Source organism: Paenibacillus sp. GYB006, assembly GCF_036577645.1.
Taxonomy (GTDB): Bacteria; Bacillota; Bacilli; order Paenibacillales; family Paenibacillaceae; genus Paenibacillus.
Map to the genome: position 1 here is coordinate 293,389 of NZ_JARBDA010000003.1, position 17,150 is coordinate 310,538.

Genomic DNA, 17,150 nt, shown 5'->3' on the forward strand with positions numbered 1-17,150 from the left:
AACTTAGGAACTGAATTTTACTAAAGGAGGAAGATCGATGACCAACTATAATGTATTTAATTCACCCAATCGGCCTTTGTATACACAGCAGATGAACACTTATGTATCCCCTGGTGTTGAAGCTACTCCTGATGCAGGAGCTGCGGCCGCTGGAAGACTGTTCTCCTTAACAACGGGAAACGTTGCGGTAGCTTCGGGTAGCAGTCTGTTATTACAGGTAGTTAACCCAGCAAGCAGCGGTCGTACTCTATACTTCTCGCAAGCGATCGGGGGGACTACAGCTGCTGCTTCGCTTATTTTATACCGGGGAGGTACGTTAACTGGCGGAGCTGGATTGACTCCGATTAATAATCTTTTTGGAAGCCCGATTACAAGTGTAATGACAGCGCAGCAAGTGACGGGTTCCATTACAGGAGGCCCTGTGAGCATCATGAGCATTCCTCTAACCTCAGGTGCTTATCAAGTTCGGCTTCCGGGGACAATCCTTGTTCCACCAGGTCAATCCGTAACATTTAATCTTGGAACCGGTGCACTGACGGGATCCATCAATGTAAGCTGGTGGGAGTTCTAAATGAAAAGTTTTTAAGGAGGGATACTAGTCTATGACTAACGATCATATTTTTAATAGTGCGAACAAACCTCTGCAGCAGCTACAACTGAATACGTATCAATCTCCAAGCGCAGCGGCTCCTACAGAAGCGAGTGCAAGTCAGGCGGGAAGGCTATTTACAGCAGGAGCAACGAACTCAGCTACGCTCGGACTGCTTGGAGGATCTTCTATCATTACCATACAGCTGACCAATCCCGCAGGCAGTGGAAGAACCGCTTATATCTCTCGCATTTCGGGCGGCATCAATGTCTCACTTAGCTTGTTATCCTCATTTTCCGGCTCCATGACAATCATTAGAAATGGCACTTTAACAGGACCGACTACACTGACAGCTTCTAATTTAAATTTTGCAAGCAGTAACACAAGCCTAATGACCGTCCGCTCGTCTACCTCTGCTTCTACGGGAGGAACTCCGATCCTCTCCATGCCTTTAGCTGCAGGCCCCCTTGAATATAATGAGTTCGGTGATTTTATCATTCCTCCAGGTCAATCTTTCACACTAACCATAAGCGGAGCTTTGTCCGTTGCAGGGGTTCTTGCCAGTACAGCCAACCTCGTCTGGTGGGAGGTCTAAGCAGACTCTGTTCTTTTTATAGATTCTATGGCCTCTCGGTTAGACTTTTCCCCCCATAAAAAGGAACCTAGTGCAAAACCGATAAGTCCGATCACAGCCACAGTACATCCAATCCAGAAGAAGGTCGCTTGCACCCCAGCAGATTCAATAACAACCCCTCCAAAGAGCGGTGCAGATACAAGTACGACACTAACCACCGTATTACTTATACCAAACACACGTCCGACCATATCCTGGCGGCTTTCTTTTTGCATAATGGTCTGGTTGGTTACCATGAATAGTCCATTTCCTACTCCGATCAGAACAGCAAACAGGACAATAGATAGAGCCCCATGCGCCTCCCCAAGCAGTCCCAATCCAGCGATGCCAAGCCCAATTCCAAGGTATCCGCCTCCGAGTCCAAGCACATAGGAGAGCTGCCCTATCCTGTTAACAAGTATCATAACAACAACCGACCCTGCTCCAATGGCGGCCACAAGAATACCAAGCATCGACTCCCGGTCCGGAGCAATTTCCCTGAGCAGCACGGTAAACTGATAATCAATCATAAGCAGCGCAAATAACCCAAACACAGCATAAATTAAAGTGCAAATCAGTATTCTCTGCTGAAAAAGATACCCCCATCCTTCCTTCCATTCAGTCCATAGGGAGGGATGCCCGCCGGCAGAATCTAATGCCGCTCGATCCACGTCAAGCTTCTCGCCTTCATGGGACAAGTTCTCAGTGAGCAACAACTTGTCCTTCACCGATTCCACACCTTTTATACTCCACAACAATGATGCCGAGATAAATCTTGCACAAGCCCCGATCGCGATACATACTTGTGGTGAAAAAACAGCAAGCGTTACTCCTCCGAGAAGGGGACCTGCAATCTTGGAAAACTGGTTAACGAGACCATTTAGTGAAGTGGCCTGAACGAGCTGCTCTTCCCTTACGAGCGATCTTGTCATTGCTTGATGTGCAGGCATGATAAAAGAAGAGACGGCAGCACGGCACATGAGTATAGGAATGACTGCATAAGGATGGGAAGCCGTGAGAAGGATCAGGGTAAGAATACCTGTTAGCAGATCCGCGAACATCATGAGCTTTACTTTTGGGAAACGGTCTGCTGCCACTCCTGCAAATGATCCAAGAATAAGACCTGGCAAAGCCATTGCCACAGGTACCAGGGCTAGTGTTACCGGGCTTGCTCCCCACCTGTAGACCATAATAATCTGGATCGCAATTGCATCAAACCATTCTCCAAAAGAAGCCGTCGCATAAGCGGTAAACATCCGCATAAAATGTCTGTTTTTAAATAAGCTGCTCTCGCTTGTGCGTTTGCGGTTGAAAAAATCTGTTTTCATATGAATCCCCCGTCATCGTAAGTTTGATCTTACAATAACGGAACATTGTCAGAGGAATATCAGACAGAAGCGAGGAAATTTAATATTTGGTCACTAGCTTGACCTAGTAAAACGTCATATTGGTGCTTCTCATTTAAATCAGCGAAAATACGTTTTATCTTAAGGCGCAAAGTTTTGACCTCTTTTTCCTGTTCAGGGCGGGGATTTCGATCTATATAACGCATGAACTGTCCAAGCGAGATGAGCAAATGCGGGGTGCTTTTGGATTCATAATATACTCGCATTCCTAGATCAACAGAAGAAGTAGCCTCTTGAATAAGCCCCTGCGAATACTGCCAGATTCCCTCCAAAAAATGAAACCGAATCAGCTCTCGAAGATAAGGTGTATCCTCCAGCATGAGACGGATCTGCTCCATCTTCTTGTTCACTTTTTCAGGCTGATTCTGCAAGATATAGAGGTACAGCTCAGCAGCAGCCACTGGAATATGGAACCCGATCAGTTCATCTTCCTTCACAACCCGGCGGGTCTCAATTAATCGTTCCTCCGCTTCTGCAAATCGGCCACTCTCTGCATAGATATCTATGATATTCAGGATATACATCTCCCTATGCTGATGAGGAGATAGCAGACCCGATTGAAGGATCTTCTCTAAGAGCTCAAGTGCTTCTTCAGGCGGAATAAGGATTCCATATAGTATCGATATCCAGTACAGCTGATCCTGGACTGGCGTTGTGCTGTCATGTACAAAATAGGCCAGATCTCCATCTAGAAAGTGCAGATATCTGGAGTAGTATGAATTAACCTCAATCCCAAGCACCTCCTGCTGAGCAGCAAGGGCCATCATGGAGTCGCCTTGACCAAGCAAATGGTATTTCTGAAAAAGCTGACCTACCGCCGCTTGTAATTCAGCATCGTAGAGGGATGGACGCATACGCAGGCCATTCGTTTCGTGTACACTCAGTCGATATCCTGTACCACGTACGGTGAGAAGTTTAAACTCAGGAAGAGGAACGAGCTTTTTACGAAGCCGGTAAATGTGATCATCCACCGTACGCTCTGAGGGGTATTCCATCCCCCACACCTGATTCAGAAGATGCTCCCTGGTAAAGGTCTGCCCTTGATGACGAACTAAAAAGGTAAGGAGTGCATACTCTTTTGCCAGCAGTATCGCTTTCCCTGACGGGGTAGTAACAGAGTAGGTGCCTTCATCAAAATCAATCATGAGATCTCCTCCGCTTGTCTTTATCGTTCACTTTCTTTCATCTCATTGTACACGCTGCGTTCCGGCATTACCTCCGTCTCCATTAACAAAAAAACCGGCACGCTAAGGTGCCAGCTTCCTGTTCCATTCTATAAGAGCACGGCTCTATCCAAGGTCTCTATCCAAGAACAACCCGATCATCAGCTAGCGTAGTTCCACTGATCTGCTCGAACTCCCGCAGCAGTTCTGCCACGGTCAAAGTTGCTTTACGCTCTGCATTTACATCAAGGATAATCCGGCCTTTATCCATCATAATTAGCCTGTTCCCCAGCCGAATCGCTTGTTCCATATTATGAGTCACCATCAAGGTGGTCAGGTTCATTTCTCGGACGAGCGATTCTGTGATGCTCGTAATCAGCTCAGCCCGTGATGGATCAAGTGCAGCGGTGTGCTCATCGAGAAGGAGAATCTCAGGGCGAGTAAATGTCGCCATAAGCAGGCTGAGCGCCTGTCTTTCCCCACCAGATAAGAGTCCTACCTTGGCTCTAGTCCGATTTTCAAGTCCAATCCCCAGCTTCTCCAGTTGTTCTCGGAATAGCAACTTCGTTCCCTTACTAATACCAAAAGAAAGCCCTCTTGATTTCCCCCGGCGGTAAGCCATCGCAAGATTCTCTTCAATCGTCATCTGAGGTGCAGTTCCTGCCATCGGGTCCTGAAATACCCGGCCGATCCACTGGCTCCGCTTATACTCTGGCAAACCGCTTATCGTCTTATCCTTAATTCTCACTTCTCCGGCATCGGGTTTCAATACCCCTGATATCACATTCATCAAGGTAGATTTGCCTGCGCCATTACTGCCAATAACCGTTACGAAATCACCATGGTTCAAAGTTAAATTTGCATCCATCAACGCAATCTTCTCATCTACCGTACCTGGATTAAATAATTTGGAGACATGATCAATGTGCAGCATTAGAGACCACCTCCTACATTTTTCCCTGTATAACCTGTTCCAGATAACAGATCTGCCGTCCGTTTCTTCGCCATCTTCTTCTGTTTTATTTTCCGCTGAGTGGAAGGAATAAGCAGTGCCAGAATGACGATTACCGCTGTAATAATCTTAAGGTCAGAAGTCTCCAACCATTCAATGCGATAAGCTAACATGACCACAATTCGGTATACAACCGAACCAAGAATGACGGAAACAATCGCCCAGAAGATACTGCGCTTACCAATGATCGCTTCCCCGATAATGACAGAAGCCAGTCCGATCACGATCATTCCGATTCCCATCGAAATATCTGCAAATCCAGACTGCTGTGCAATAAAAGCACCGGACAAAGCAACAAGACCATTGGACAAGCTGATCCCTACAAGCTTTGTTGTGTCTGTATTCGCACCAAAGCTGCGAATCATACGCTCATTGTCACCCGTCGCACGAAGAGCAAGTCCTAGATTCGTTTTAAAGAAAATATCAAGAAGCAAGATAACGATGGCGGAAATGATCAGCATGAAATACAGAGGAGATACGCCTGTAAACAGAGTATCCGTATTAATCAGCGATACGTTGGGTGCTTTGAGAATTCGCATATTAATCGAATAGAGAGCAATCATCATCAGAATACCGGATAACAGACCGTTAATTCTCCCCTTGGTGTGCAGCAGTCCTGTACATGCTCCCGCCGCAATTCCTCCGCCAAAAGCAGCCAGGGTCGCAACCCAAGGAGCGTGCCCCGCTGTAATCATCACCGCCGCAATCGCCCCGCCCGTCGTAAAACTTTGATCAACGGTTAGATCGGGGAAGTCGAGAATCCGAAATGTAATATATACGCCCAGCGCCATGAGTCCATACAATAGCCCCAGCTCAATCGCTTTTGGCGTGGATGCAAGCAGTTCGAGCAGTGTACTAACCATACTTTTCTCCTCCTAGTTAAAGAGAACAGGGTGGGAGTCCCGCCCTGTTCCGCATTGCTGTCCTGTTTCTAGTTACCATACATCTTGCCTAACCTATTACTGAATAATATTGGTTTCCTGATCTGTTACACTTGCCTTCATTTCCTCTGTGACTTCAATTCCTTGTTCTGTAGCCGCACTGAGGTTAAGAATAAGATCAAGTTTGTCTGGTACGGTAATCGCAAGATCGGCTGGATTTGCGCCATTTTTCAAAATATCTACAGCCATTTCGCCTACTTGATATCCATGATCAAAATATTTAAAACCTACGGTTGCAAATGCACCTTTCTCTACCGTATCACGGTCACTGGAGAAGAACGGGATGTCTTTATCGTTCGCAATTTTGATAATCGTATCTACCGCACTTACCACGGTATTATCGAGTGTAATGTAGAGAGCATCGACTTTACTGACTAGGGAATCCGCTGCCTGCTGTACCTCGGACGTATTCGTTACTGAGGCTTTAATAAGTTCAATATCGTACTCCTTGAAAGCTGCTTCCGCATTCCCTGCCATAACTACCGCATTCGCTTCTCCTTCATTAAGTACAAGGCCGACTTTTTTAATCTCCGGCATTTGCTTTGCAATGAAAGAAGCAAGTGTCTTAATTGCTTCTGGATTCGTATCCGATGCTCCTGTAACATTGCCACCCGGCTTCTCTAGATTGGTCACAAGTTTTGCATCAAGAGGGTCTGTTACTGCGGCGAACAATACAGGCTTATCTTTGACTTGCTGAACGACAGCTTGAGCAGAAGGGGTAGCTATACCGAGCACAAGATCACTTTTATCTGTAGCAATCTTCTGAGCAATGGATAAGTTATTCGCAGCATCGGCCTGTGCATTGTTCAGGTCAATCTTCAGGTTATCTCCATCTACCAGTCCGCCGTCCTTCAATGCAGCAATAAATCCATCTCTTGTGGCATCAAGCGAAGGATGTTCAACATACTGCGAGATCGCAATGGTATACGTCTTCTTCTCGCCTGCCGCATCTCCGCCTTCCCCGCCCGAGGTACCGTTCGTACTAGTACTCCCTGCATCGTTACCACAACCTGCTAACAAAGCAATCGAAGCACCAAGAATCAAAGACATCCACATTTTTTTCTTCATATATAAGACCCCTCTCTTTTTCTTCTCGCTTACTTTACTTCCATTTAATACCTCTAACATACAGTGTCACATAGTAGCATTACTGTGTTAAAGCGCACGGAGCTGAAAAGGCATAATTCCTCCATGATGAAACCGTTTGTAAGAATCTTAAAAATAGGACGACCAGTCATTTATTAACGCATGGTCAGAAACAACTTTTCCCTAATATTACGGGTGCTTGTACTATTCGTCAATTACTACTTTTACTGGAAGTACAAATATAAAAAGAAAACGCCACAATAGAACCGAAGTTCCATTATGACGTTTCCATAATTAAGATGGTTTTATCTTATACGTACAGCAGCGTCCGCCTTTGGCAAGGCATTCGGTGCGGGTTACCGAAGCTTGCAGCAGGGATTCAAATAATTCTAACTCACAGCGGCATGCCTGTTGATATACATCGGCAACCTCAGAAATCGGACAGTTGTATTCACGAAGAATATATCCTTCTTCGTCCTCAGTGAGTTCGGTCATATAACCGCCATCATTTTGAATCCGTGCCAAAGAATGAACACGGCTTTCTAGATCTTTGTCTTCCATCTCTTTAATATATCGTTCGCGAAGCTTGTTTCTGCGCCTCTCAAACAACAGATCGATCATTTCCTCACCGGCTTCGTCTTGTAATTCCTCAAGCAAATCCAGCGTAACCTTTGGATAGGTTTTGGGGAACAACGTTTCGCCTGTATCCGTGAGTCCATACACGGCAGAAGGACGGCCAGCAGTCTGCCGAACTAAATGAGGGGCAATATACCCGTCCTTCTCCAGTGTTGCAAGATGCCTGCGTACCGCCATCTCTGTAATCTTCAGTTCGGCAGTGATCTCACGGGCACTCAGTGGACCTTGAAGCTTTAACATGTGCAGCACTTGCTGGCGTGTTGACATATCTCTTGGTGCACTCATAAGAATCACCTGCTTTCGTATTATGAAATCGAAGCAGCCGCAATGTTTGCTTTTTCCCGGCATGCATCCGAACAGAACAAGTCATGCTCTTCCGCACAAGAATCACAGGACACATACTGTAAATTACATGTCGGGCAGTTCACATATTGGTCTTCTATCGTTCCGCAGTGATAGCAGGAAGCAATCACAATATCTTCGTCTGTACGGTTAATTGGTACAGAAATACGTTCGTCAAATACATAGCATTTACCGTCAAACAGTCTGCCCTGAACCTCAGGATCTTTACCATAAGTAACGATTCCGCCTTCAAGCTGAGCGACATCCTGGAATCCTTCTTTTAGCAAGAAACCGGTAAGTTTCTCACAGCGAATCCCGCCGGTACAATACGTAATGACTTTCTTGTCTTTCACATCACCCAGGTTCTCACGAATCCACTGCGGGAATTCTCGGAAAGACTCGACTTCAGGGCGGATCGCTCCGCGGAAATGTCCAATTTCATATTCATAATCGTTACGGCCGTCAATTACCACAACATCATCGCTTTGCAGCTCTTCATAAAATTCTTTAGGGGAGAGGCGTTTGCCGAACAAGACGTTTGGATCCAGCTCTTCTTCATAGCGGAAAGTCACTAGTTCTTTTTTGTGACGCACAAACATTTTTTTGAACGCATGACCTTCTACTTCGTCAATCTTAAACCATATATCGCTAAACAGCGGGTTTGCTTTCATATCCTGCATATATTGCTCTGTTTGCTCGTAAGTTCCCGATACCGTTCCGTTGATTCCTTCTTCCGCAATCAGTATCCGGCCTTTCAGTCCAAGATCCTTGCAATATTGTAAATGTTCCTGAGTTAACGTCTCTGGATCATCAATGTGGACAAATTTATAGTACAGCAGTACACGGTAATTAGATTGACTCATTCTCTGTTTCCACCTGTCATTATTTATAGTTCCAAGCTATGAATTAGACGACAACAACGAGGAAGTAAACCTTACTATTGTTCACTTCGCAGTTCAATTACAGACCCTTAAACAACAAGAAGCAGCCACAAGAAGGATGAAAAAGATCCCTCTGCCGCTACATGTAAATTCATGGTCAAAATGATATTCCTAGTCTAACGAAGTGTCTCTACTTAGTCAATATAAAGGTATAAAAAGTTGATTAAGTCCTTCTTCTTGATCCTCCTTTTTTAATAAAAAAACGCCCTGCACTTCCCTTGTTAGGAAATACAAGACGTTCTTATTTAGCTAGAGTATTAAGCTTTGATGGACCCCTGAGTTACTCCGTTAATAATCCACTTCTGAGCAAAGATGTAGATGATGATCATCGGCAGCATTGCCATGAGATAAGAAGCGAAGGCCAGGTTAAAGTCCGTGTTAAACTGTCCTTGGAAAATATACTGCACAAGCGGCAGTGTATACTGACGTTGATCGCTAATCATAATCAGCGGCAGCAGGAAGTCATTATACGTTGATAAGCACGTCAGAATTCCGACAGTAGCACTCATGGGAGCAAGCAGCGGGAAGATAATGCGCCAGAATGTACCCCAAGTCGTTGCTCCATCCACTTTCGCTGCTTCTTCCAGTGCCATAGGGATGGAACGAATATAAGCAACATAGATAAAGATATTAAAGGCAAGTCCATACACAGTATGCAGAAAAATGAGACCCACCAAATTCGTCATATGCAGACCAGACGTTAATTTTACGACAGGCAGCATAATGATTTGGAAAGGAATAAACATGGCACTGACAAAATAAAAATATAATCCTTTAAAAAATTTATGATTCATGTTTCTTGCAATCGCATAAGCGACAAGCGAATTTGTCAGCAAAGTAAGAGTGACGGTTGCTGTAGTAACCAAGGTACTGTTCCCGAGTGCTCGGAAGAATCCAGTCATCTCAATCGCTTTTGAGAAGTTACTCCACTGGATATCCGCAGGAAAAGCGAAGATGGACTGACGCATCTGTTCCGGGTTTTTCAGTGCGATGGTAACGGTCATATAGAGCGGAAACAACACCACGATGGTCCCGAGAACGATCAGGGTCATGACGATCCAATTCGTACGATTACGAGGTTTCTTCATTATACGTCACTCTCCCTTCTCTGCAGGAATCGTAGTTGTATGATCGAGATAAAGGCAATCAGAATAAAGTAGATGATGGCATTCGCAGATTGATAAGCAAATTCCCCGCCTTCAAATCCGCCTGTATAGATCAGATGGGCAATTGACTGGGTTGCCCGCCCAGGTCCGCCATCGGTCATGGCAACAACCAGGTCAAAGACCATAAGCGAGTTCTTCATCGCAAGCACCATATTAATCGTAAAGAAAGGAGCGATCAGCGGGAATGTAATACTCCAGAATTCACGCCATTTTCCTGCCCCGTCTAGATTTGAAGCTTCATATAAATCCGTTGGGATGGTTTGCAGACCCGCTAGATAAAGAATCGTGTTAAAAGCAATCCCTTGCCAAATGGCAACGGTAACCACACCCACCCAAGCCAGATCCTGACTGCCTAGAATGTTCGTTGTCAGCGCCGTAAGCCCCAGGCTTTCTCCCCATAATGGAAATACGTTAGAGAAAAGATAATTGAAAATATAGCCGACAATGAGAATACTCAGAATATTCGGTAAGAAGTAGACTGCACGAAAAAAGTTACGAAACTTAATCTTGGCGTTAAGACCAAGGGCAATGAGTAAACTGATGACATTAATAAAAATCGTAGCAACCACAGCAAACCGGATGGTAAACCAGTAGGCATTCCCAATATTGCTATCCTGGAACAGGTTAACGTAGTTTTTGAATCCAATAAAATCGTATGTATCTCCGAAACCGTTCCAATTGGTGAACGAGTAGTACAGGCCCTGCAAGGCAGGCAAAGTCATAAATATAAAGAAAAGTACCACAGCAGGCAGAGTCATCCAGTAATACGGAGTGAGCCGGTTCTTCATCTTCCATCCTCCTTAGTGGGGAGAAGGACTTTTGGTTCCTTATTTTCAAAAGCCCGTTCTCTCGTCATTCTCTTGTTGATTTATCTGCGATTCGCTACCTTATCCCACTCTTTATCGAGTTTGGCTAGATACGCGTCAATATCTCCATTTTGCAAAAACTCCTGTACGATAGAATTCAGCTGTACTGCCGAAGGAATATAGTGATCAGCAAAATCGGTAACTTGTCCTTTTTCTATGTAAGGAATTACACCCGCTACACTTGGATCATCCTGCTTCACACCCTCTACAGCAGAAAATAAATTCTGTTCCGTAATGTACTGTTTAATGTTGTCTTCACGAAGCAAAAACTTAATAAATTCCAACGATTCCTCTTTATATTTTGTATCATTAGATACCGTCAGGAGCGTATCGATTCCATTAACAAGATTGATTTCTTCCGGGTTGTTACTCGTCGGAAAAGTAAAAAAGCCAATTTCGATATCCGGATTCGCTTTCCTTATTTCCGGAATTGCCCAAGTTCCTTGTATGTACATAAAGGCTTCGCCATTTGCAAACGCTCGGTTGCCGTCTGCATACGTTTTACCAAAGTTATCACTGTGTCCGTAATCTAGAATGGCCAGCTGTTTCTCCGCGATTTCTCTGTATCTATCCTGAAAAGTCGTTTTGTCTTCTCTACGATCGATATAAAAATCAATACCTTCTAGATTCAGAGCTAACGCATTAAAGGAAAGACTCGCTTGCCAATCATCCTTATAGGTTAAGTAAAATGGAATTTTGCCTGCGTCCTTAATCTTTTTCGCGGTTTCGAGCAGTTCGTCCCAAGTCTTCGGAACGTCCAGCCCCATTTCTTTGAAAAGCGTTTTGTTATACATAATGCCGTTTGCATTCGTTGCATAAGGGATACCGGTAAGCTCGTCCATACCGCTTGTATCTGTTACCATTTGGAGGTAACTCGGATTAATAAGATCGATCATCTCTTGATCCGTTTGTTCCATAAAAATATGGCTTTGGGAGAGGACTGAGAATGTATCCGTCGCTCCAAGCGCTATGATGTCAGGGACATCATTTTTGACAAGTCTTGTCTTGAGTACCGTCTCCGCATCTGGCGGATTCACTTGTGTTACCTCAATCTTGGATTGTTCACTATTGAATTTTTGAACCAACTTGTCGAAGGATTCCTTCGCCTCCGATTTATTCTGAAAAAACTCCAGCTGAATTTTGTCCGATGCTCCGCTGGTACTGCACGCGCTCAATGTCAGCACGGCTCCTCCGATAAGTAAAAGCAGCTTACAACCTTTGAGCATACTAAATCCCATGGTAGCCCCCTCCTCATGATGTACATAAAATCGCTTACATTTCCTTATGTAAAAAAATGCGCTGTGCTCGTCCATCGAAAACGATTCACATCACACCCAAATCAACCACTTATCCTTATTAACCTAAATCACACAAAATTACACATTTTCTTATATTTTTTATACCAAAATGCTTGAGAGAAATAAAAAAGGTCATCTCAGCAAGGAGATGAATCCTTGGAGATAACCTTTGTGTACCATTATAATCGGAAACTATGTTGTCCAAATCTGAATGAATAACGCGATCACCATCATCAGCCCACATAATACAGAAGACTGCTGGGAAGCTCCAAATAGAGGTAAATAAGCTTCTGTAGGATTTTCTTTGTTACTTAGTGTTTTATACACTTTATAAAGTGGAATGATAGAAATGATAGCAATAAGACCATACACCGGCAGAGCACCAAACGCAACGGCGATAATCAAAAATACATAAGCAAGACTCGTCATCATTTTTGATGCGCGCAGCCCCTTCTCTTCACCCCACACGACAACCAAGGTATTCTTACCCGCTGCAGCATCCGCATTTCTATGCAAGAAATGATGATTATAGAGCAGCATTGTAGTGAGCATCCCGATCGGGAATGACAATAACAGCGGTGTAAGATCAAATTCGCCCGTCTGTACATAGTAAGCACCGAGCACAGGCAGAACGCCAAAGGAGATGAAGATCGCCATCTCACCATACCCTTTTCCTCGGTAACCCAACTTAAGCGGTGGTGCTACATAGAAATAAGCAAGCAAAGCTCCGACCACAGCCAAAACCAGAATAGGCCAACCGCAGATCATCGTAAGTACAAGACCGCACACCGCAGCAAGCAGCAAGAATCCCCAAGTAATACTTGCAAGACGCTTTTCCGATATTTTACCTGATGTAAGAATCGCGGAATGCGTAGCAATGTCACCTTCTAGCTCGACAGCTTTGGTATCCGCCCCGTTGCGGTAATCCCAGAGATCATTAATGAGATTAGAGAAAATATGAGCTGATACGGCCCCCACCAGTGTGACTAAAAATAAAAACCAATGAAACTCTTTCGTCACTGCATAAGCAGCTACCGTTCCGAGAATCACGGGAACAATCATAACCGTTATCGAAAATATCCGGGTAAGTTGTTTAAAAAATTCCCATTTTTTCATGATGTAATAAAAGCCTCCTACGAAAATTCATGACCATTGTATAAATACTTTGTGACAATGTTCACACAATGTTAAATTATACACCCAAATTGCCAATTTTGTCATAGGAAAATTATATACTTTTCAAAAAAACGTTAATCCTCATGAAAGCAACGAAAGGTATTTCGATATTGATTCATTTAAGGAAATTTTCTTTTCTTTTGTTGTGAAGAAAAATAATTCAAGATTATCCCTATGATATAGAGAATGATTCCTGCATTTAGAGCTAGATCGGCAATATTCATAATACCTCCGCCTTCGGAGAAGACAATAAAATCCGTTACCGTACCATGCCAGAATCGATCGATCATATTCCCCGCTGCACCGCCGACAAGAAATCCCGCTCCTGCATTCGAAATACGGCCCTGAATGTCCCCTTGGGACCGATAATAAAGAATAAGACAGATAAAGATGACAGCAACTACACCAAATAAACGAGCATACCCCTGAAATAAGCTGAACGCCATACCTGAATTCTCATAATGCTGGAGTTCATAGATAATTCCTCTTACAGGAATCACTTCAGATATTGCGATATGGTCACGCACCCACCATTTACTGAGCTGATCAAGCAGAATAACAAGAAATGCCGTAAAGTAAAATACCATCGCTTCCTCCTTATCCGCGCAATATGTAATCCGTATGTACCTTACTAATGTACCATAGCCGCAGCTTGTACATCTAAGTGAGATTATAGATCAGTGCATACAAAAGAGGCCCCCCACGAATGAGAGTGCCTCCTAGATCCATTAGTTGATAGCCGATAATACATCGATCAGCATCTGTTTAAATGCCCCACGATCTATATCTTCACATACGCGTACATTCGGTTTTTGCCCCAGACGACCATTGATATCAACGACGCTGTATCCTCTTGTATATTGCCCTGCCGCTTCTACATCGACGAAATACGTGCCGGACTTCGTCATAATCGATTCATCCGCAGCAACCGCCATCAGAAGCGTATCTGGGTGTGTTGTGCCCGGAAGTTTATGTACCTCTTTATTAAACTGCATAACCACCTTATTAATGTCGATGAAAAATTGAGATCCTTTTGTACCCAATGCCGCAATTTCTTCATGATCTGCATCATCCATTACGGAATAACGAGTACACATCTCCCAGCCGACCATCGTCATTGGGATACCAGAGTGGAGTACAATTCGTGCTGCTTCCGGATCGGTATAGAAGTTATACTCTGCTGCAGGCGTGATATTACCAAGCGCATTATTCGCCCCGCCCATGATATAGATATGAGGAATAAGCGGAATAATCGTAGGGTCTTTTTGAATCGCCATAGCAATATTCGTAAGCGGTGCAATCGCCAGGATATGAATTTCTCCGGGATTAGCATGCACCGTCTCAATGATATAATCTACCGCATGTTTTGTTTCGGGACGCTGAACTGCTTTTGGAAAATGAGCTCCGCCCATGCCGTCATCCCCATGTACATCATCTACATAACGGTGCTGAGCTGTTCCGAGGGTAAGCATGGGGCGCTCGATCCCTTTATATACGGGAACTTGTCCACCTTTTCCAGCGACTTGCACCGTATATAATGCGTTCTCTACTTCCTGATTGAACTCTACATTTCCCCCGGTGATGGTGATTCCTTCCACCTGAAAATAATGAAGCGCTGTCAGGATCGCTATCGTATCGTCTCCTGCCGTATCCGTATCAATAATCACTCGTTTCATCTGTATACACTCCCTGTTGTCTTGTTCTTTGCCAAAAAAACATGTACTTCTTTCATTATTGAACCATTTCCCTCATCATTCTTGCAAGTATTTATCTCGCCTCTCCCCCTATTAGCATGGTCTCTAATACGGTTACAATATCCCCTTTATTTGCATTCCTTCTTCCTTTTCGTTACCATTTTAAAGAACTCATTACGATTATACAGGAGGATTATTTATATGTTAGAAATGCAAAGCTTTATCCATCGTTGGAACACACACCGTGAAGTGCTACATAAACTCGTTGATCTGAATCAAGAAGGACTTGCTGAGTATAAACCATGGGATGGCAGCATGACTTATGGAGAACTCGCTCTTCATATTGCTGGATCGATGGAGATGTTTGCAAATACCGTGATTCGCGGCGAATTCACTCCTCCACAAACAAAAAATGAGTGGACTACGATAGAAGATGTGCGTAACCTCGTTCATCGTTATACGGAATCTACATCCTCCCTGCTCGCTTCCATTACCGAAGAGCAGCTGCAACAAGAAATTGCTTTGTTCGGAAAAACAGCACCCGGCTTTGCTATCCTAAACATGGCTCTAGACCATGAAATTCATCATAAGGGTCAGCTGTTCACATTTGCTCGTGTGGCAGGGGTTAGTGAACTGCCATTCTTTATGTAAAAGCATAGATTTGTCATCTTTGAGCCAGTCCTATACGAAGTTTGTAATGGGCTGGTTCTTCTGTTTTTTACCCAAACTATTTATTTTTCCTAAATTCCAATTCATTTTCTTGAGATTTGGGTAATGAGTACTAACTTTAAGTGGGAGGTATTTTCTTTTGAAAAAGTGGAATGTATTTATGATGGGGATCGTTCTTGTCCTCGTACTCGCAGCTTGCGGCAATAACGATGCCGAGCCAAGCAACGGAGGTACAACAGAAGGAACTCCAACAGCAAACGAACAAACTTCAGGTAACAACGAAGACGTAAATGAGACAGAACAACAAACCCCTACAGCAGAAGAATTACTCACACGGATTACCGAAGCAAGCAAAGGAATTCAGAGTTACTCTATGAACAGCAAAATCGAACAAAACCTCACAGTTACCATGGATGGCCAAGAGCAAAAGCAAGATGTAAATATGGATATGAAAACCGATCTGGTGCTGAACCCTGTCGCTGCATATCAAGAGATCAAAACCTCCATGCCCGGTCAAGAGGGTACACAGGAGATAAAACAGTATATTACGGAAGACGGAGTATACACGCAAATGGGAGATGCTTGGATGTCCCTGCCTGAAGAAGCCACCGCTCCCCTGCTGGAACAGATGAAGAATCAGTCCAACGCAGGTTCTCAGTTCGAACAACTTAGCAGTATCGCAAATGATCTAGCGGTTGAAGAAGAGGGAGATATCTACTGGCTGAAAGCAAATCTTTCCGGCGATAAAGTCAAAGAACTTGCAACCACCATGCTGTCTCAAAGCGGTGCCACCGATCCGCAGATGGCGGCCATGATGCAGCAGATGAACATTAAATCCATGGACATTTCCTATAGTGTAGATAAAGAGACCTACTATCCAAAAGACCTCGTCTACTCCATGAATATGGATATGGACATGGATGGTCAGGCCCTCGCGATTATAATGAAAATGGACAGCTCACTTAGAGATTACAATAAGACGGAAAGCATAAAAGTACCGCAGGATGTAATCGATAGCGCGGTTGAACAGCAGATGCCTGCGGAGACAGCGACACCATAGAAGACATAAAAGAAAAATAGCGACTGATCCCTTGTGGGAAGGTCGCTATTTTTCTTTTTAGGATTCATTTATTTTTAATTGTCTTCTACTATATATATATTGACTGTATTCTCTTCATTAAAAGTGATATCGTACCACAGTTCGTACATTTTCTATAGTTTATTCAGGAGATTAGACGGTTGCTTCCTTACCTATGTTCTCAAGTAAACCTCTGATCCCATCGGTATTTCTGTTGGAGCCACGGAGCTCCCGACACATATCCCTATCGTTTTTCTATCAATGAGTGAATTCGAAACTTGGACGGAAATCACTTTTAATTCTAACTCTTTGTTGTCTGGTGTTCGAACTACGATATAGTCACCTATGCTCCTTTTGATTTCAGGATGACTTAATGTATTAAGTTCAGGATTCACTCCTACAATAATCGTTCCGTGTTCTTTGGATTCAAATACATCTCCAATGTCCAGTAACTTGTGCATTTATAATCTTCCC

Annotated in this window: 18 protein-coding genes; 4 read left to right on the forward strand and 14 right to left on the reverse strand. The window is 44.0% G+C overall.

Annotated elements, in window-relative coordinates; translation table 11 throughout:
* Positions 1 to 37 precede the first annotated feature (37 nt).
* Together PV403_RS10075 and PV403_RS10080 are read left to right on the forward strand one after the other, a co-directional pair.
* The gene (locus PV403_RS10075) at positions 38 to 571 is read left to right on the forward strand and encodes a hypothetical protein (protein WP_332084490.1); all 534 of its coding nucleotides are present in this window, start codon (positions 38 to 40) and stop codon (positions 569 to 571) included.
* A gap of 31 nt (positions 572 to 602) precedes the next feature.
* Positions 603 to 1,184 (forward strand): hypothetical protein, encoded by a 582-nt coding sequence (locus tag PV403_RS10080; protein WP_332084491.1) that lies wholly within the window; start codon positions 603 to 605, stop codon positions 1,182 to 1,184.
* On the opposite strand, the gene PV403_RS10085 is transcribed toward PV403_RS10080, so the two are convergent.
* The 13 genes from PV403_RS10085 to PV403_RS10145 form a co-directional block, all read right to left on the reverse strand.
* Positions 1,181 to 2,530, reverse strand: a complete 1,350-nt coding sequence (locus PV403_RS10085; protein ID WP_332084492.1) for an MFS transporter — start codon at positions 2,528 to 2,530, stop codon at positions 1,181 to 1,183. The genes PV403_RS10080 and PV403_RS10085 overlap by 4 nt on opposite strands.
* A 59-nt stretch (positions 2,531 to 2,589) precedes the next feature.
* Positions 2,590 to 3,753: a winged helix-turn-helix domain-containing protein gene (locus PV403_RS10090; RefSeq protein WP_213530663.1), complete on the reverse strand. Its 1,164-nt coding sequence runs from the start codon at positions 3,751 to 3,753 to the stop codon at positions 2,590 to 2,592.
* A gap of 157 nt (positions 3,754 to 3,910) precedes the next feature.
* Positions 3,911 to 4,705 (reverse strand): ABC transporter ATP-binding protein, encoded by a 795-nt coding sequence (locus PV403_RS10095; RefSeq protein WP_213530665.1) that lies wholly within the window; start codon positions 4,703 to 4,705, stop codon positions 3,911 to 3,913.
* Complete coding sequence (locus PV403_RS10100) at positions 4,705 to 5,646, reverse strand: ABC transporter permease (RefSeq protein ID WP_213530667.1); 942 nt, start codon at positions 5,644 to 5,646, stop codon at positions 4,705 to 4,707. The genes PV403_RS10095 and PV403_RS10100 overlap by 1 nt, the downstream gene beginning before the upstream one ends.
* Positions 5,647 to 5,742: 96 nt before the next feature.
* Positions 5,743 to 6,792, reverse strand: a complete 1,050-nt coding sequence (locus tag PV403_RS10105; RefSeq protein WP_332084493.1) for an ABC transporter substrate-binding protein — start codon at positions 6,790 to 6,792, stop codon at positions 5,743 to 5,745.
* Positions 6,793 to 7,104: 312 nt separating this feature from the next.
* The gene (locus PV403_RS10110; protein WP_160032586.1) at positions 7,105 to 7,731 is read right to left on the reverse strand and encodes a helix-turn-helix transcriptional regulator; all 627 of its coding nucleotides are present in this window, start codon (positions 7,729 to 7,731) and stop codon (positions 7,105 to 7,107) included.
* Positions 7,732 to 7,751: 20 nt separating this feature from the next.
* Positions 7,752 to 8,651 (reverse strand): oxygen-dependent tRNA uridine(34) hydroxylase TrhO, encoded by a 900-nt coding sequence (trhO, locus tag PV403_RS10115; protein WP_213530671.1) that lies wholly within the window; start codon positions 8,649 to 8,651, stop codon positions 7,752 to 7,754.
* Between the two features lie 335 nt (positions 8,652 to 8,986).
* Entirely contained in the window at positions 8,987 to 9,817 is an 831-nt protein-coding gene (locus PV403_RS10120; protein ID WP_213530673.1) for a carbohydrate ABC transporter permease, read from the reverse strand.
* Entirely contained in the window at positions 9,817 to 10,683 is an 867-nt protein-coding gene (locus tag PV403_RS10125) for a carbohydrate ABC transporter permease (protein ID WP_332084494.1), read from the reverse strand. The genes PV403_RS10120 and PV403_RS10125 overlap by 1 nt, the downstream gene beginning before the upstream one ends.
* A gap of 80 nt (positions 10,684 to 10,763) precedes the next feature.
* Positions 10,764 to 11,999 (reverse strand): ABC transporter substrate-binding protein, encoded by a 1,236-nt coding sequence (locus PV403_RS10130; RefSeq protein ID WP_374705780.1) that lies wholly within the window; start codon positions 11,997 to 11,999, stop codon positions 10,764 to 10,766.
* A gap of 252 nt (positions 12,000 to 12,251) precedes the next feature.
* Positions 12,252 to 13,175 (reverse strand): prenyltransferase, encoded by a 924-nt coding sequence (locus tag PV403_RS10135; protein WP_332084495.1) that lies wholly within the window; start codon positions 13,173 to 13,175, stop codon positions 12,252 to 12,254.
* 179 nt (positions 13,176 to 13,354) lie between these two features.
* Positions 13,355 to 13,822, reverse strand: coding sequence for a signal peptidase II (gene lspA / locus PV403_RS10140; protein WP_332084496.1), 468 nt, complete (start codon positions 13,820 to 13,822; stop codon positions 13,355 to 13,357).
* Between the two features lie 141 nt (positions 13,823 to 13,963).
* The gene (locus PV403_RS10145; RefSeq protein WP_332084497.1) at positions 13,964 to 14,911 is read right to left on the reverse strand and encodes a nucleoside hydrolase; all 948 of its coding nucleotides are present in this window, start codon (positions 14,909 to 14,911) and stop codon (positions 13,964 to 13,966) included.
* A 219-nt stretch (positions 14,912 to 15,130) separates the two neighbouring features.
* On the opposite strand from PV403_RS10145, the gene PV403_RS10150 reads away from it, so the two are divergent.
* Together PV403_RS10150 and PV403_RS10155 are read left to right on the forward strand one after the other, a co-directional pair.
* Complete coding sequence (locus tag PV403_RS10150; RefSeq protein WP_332084498.1) at positions 15,131 to 15,580, forward strand: DinB family protein; 450 nt, start codon at positions 15,131 to 15,133, stop codon at positions 15,578 to 15,580.
* 157 nt (positions 15,581 to 15,737) lie between these two features.
* A complete protein-coding gene (locus PV403_RS10155) occupies positions 15,738 to 16,658 on the forward strand; it encodes a DUF6612 family protein (protein ID WP_332084499.1) in 921 nt (306 codons plus the stop codon).
* A 191-nt stretch (positions 16,659 to 16,849) separates the two neighbouring features.
* Here PV403_RS10155 and PV403_RS10160 read toward each other — a convergent pair whose 3' ends face one another.
* Positions 16,850 to 17,137 carry a hypothetical protein gene (locus PV403_RS10160; protein WP_332084500.1) on the reverse strand — a complete coding sequence of 96 codons (288 nt, stop codon included), beginning with the start codon at positions 17,135 to 17,137 and terminating at the stop codon, positions 16,850 to 16,852.
* Positions 17,138 to 17,150 lie beyond the last annotated feature (13 nt).

Bases quoted from the DNA above. Each gene is read 5' to 3' on its own strand.
- PV403_RS10075 (WP_332084490.1), top strand. From the start codon at position 38: ATGACCAACTATAATGTATTTAATTCACCCAATCGGCCTTTGTATACA.
- PV403_RS10080 (WP_332084491.1), top strand. From the start codon at position 603: ATGACTAACGATCATATTTTTAATAGTGCGAACAAACCTCTGCAGCAG.
- PV403_RS10085 (WP_332084492.1), bottom strand. From the start codon at position 2,530: ATGAAAACAGATTTTTTCAACCGCAAACGCACAAGCGAGAGCAGCTTA.
- PV403_RS10090 (WP_213530663.1), bottom strand. From the start codon at position 3,753: ATGATTGATTTTGATGAAGGCACCTACTCTGTTACTACCCCGTCAGGG.
- PV403_RS10095 (WP_213530665.1), bottom strand. From the start codon at position 4,705: ATGCTGCACATTGATCATGTCTCCAAATTATTTAATCCAGGTACGGTA.
- PV403_RS10100 (WP_213530667.1), bottom strand. From the start codon at position 5,646: ATGGTTAGTACACTGCTCGAACTGCTTGCATCCACGCCAAAAGCGATT.
- PV403_RS10105 (WP_332084493.1), bottom strand. From the start codon at position 6,792: ATGAAGAAAAAAATGTGGATGTCTTTGATTCTTGGTGCTTCGATTGCT.
- PV403_RS10110 (WP_160032586.1), bottom strand. From the start codon at position 7,731: ATGAGTGCACCAAGAGATATGTCAACACGCCAGCAAGTGCTGCACATG.
- trhO (WP_213530671.1), bottom strand. From the start codon at position 8,651: ATGAGTCAATCTAATTACCGTGTACTGCTGTACTATAAATTTGTCCAC.
- PV403_RS10120 (WP_213530673.1), bottom strand. From the start codon at position 9,817: ATGAAGAAACCTCGTAATCGTACGAATTGGATCGTCATGACCCTGATC.
- PV403_RS10125 (WP_332084494.1), bottom strand. From the start codon at position 10,683: ATGAAGAACCGGCTCACTCCGTATTACTGGATGACTCTGCCTGCTGTG.
- PV403_RS10130 (WP_374705780.1), bottom strand. From the start codon at position 11,999: ATGGGATTTAGTATGCTCAAAGGTTGTAAGCTGCTTTTACTTATCGGA.
- PV403_RS10135 (WP_332084495.1), bottom strand. From the start codon at position 13,175: ATGAAAAAATGGGAATTTTTTAAACAACTTACCCGGATATTTTCGATA.
- lspA (WP_332084496.1), bottom strand. From the start codon at position 13,822: ATGGTATTTTACTTTACGGCATTTCTTGTTATTCTGCTTGATCAGCTC.
- PV403_RS10145 (WP_332084497.1), bottom strand. From the start codon at position 14,911: ATGAAACGAGTGATTATTGATACGGATACGGCAGGAGACGATACGATA.
- PV403_RS10150 (WP_332084498.1), top strand. From the start codon at position 15,131: ATGTTAGAAATGCAAAGCTTTATCCATCGTTGGAACACACACCGTGAA.
- PV403_RS10160 (WP_332084500.1), bottom strand. From the start codon at position 17,137: ATGCACAAGTTACTGGACATTGGAGATGTATTTGAATCCAAAGAACAC.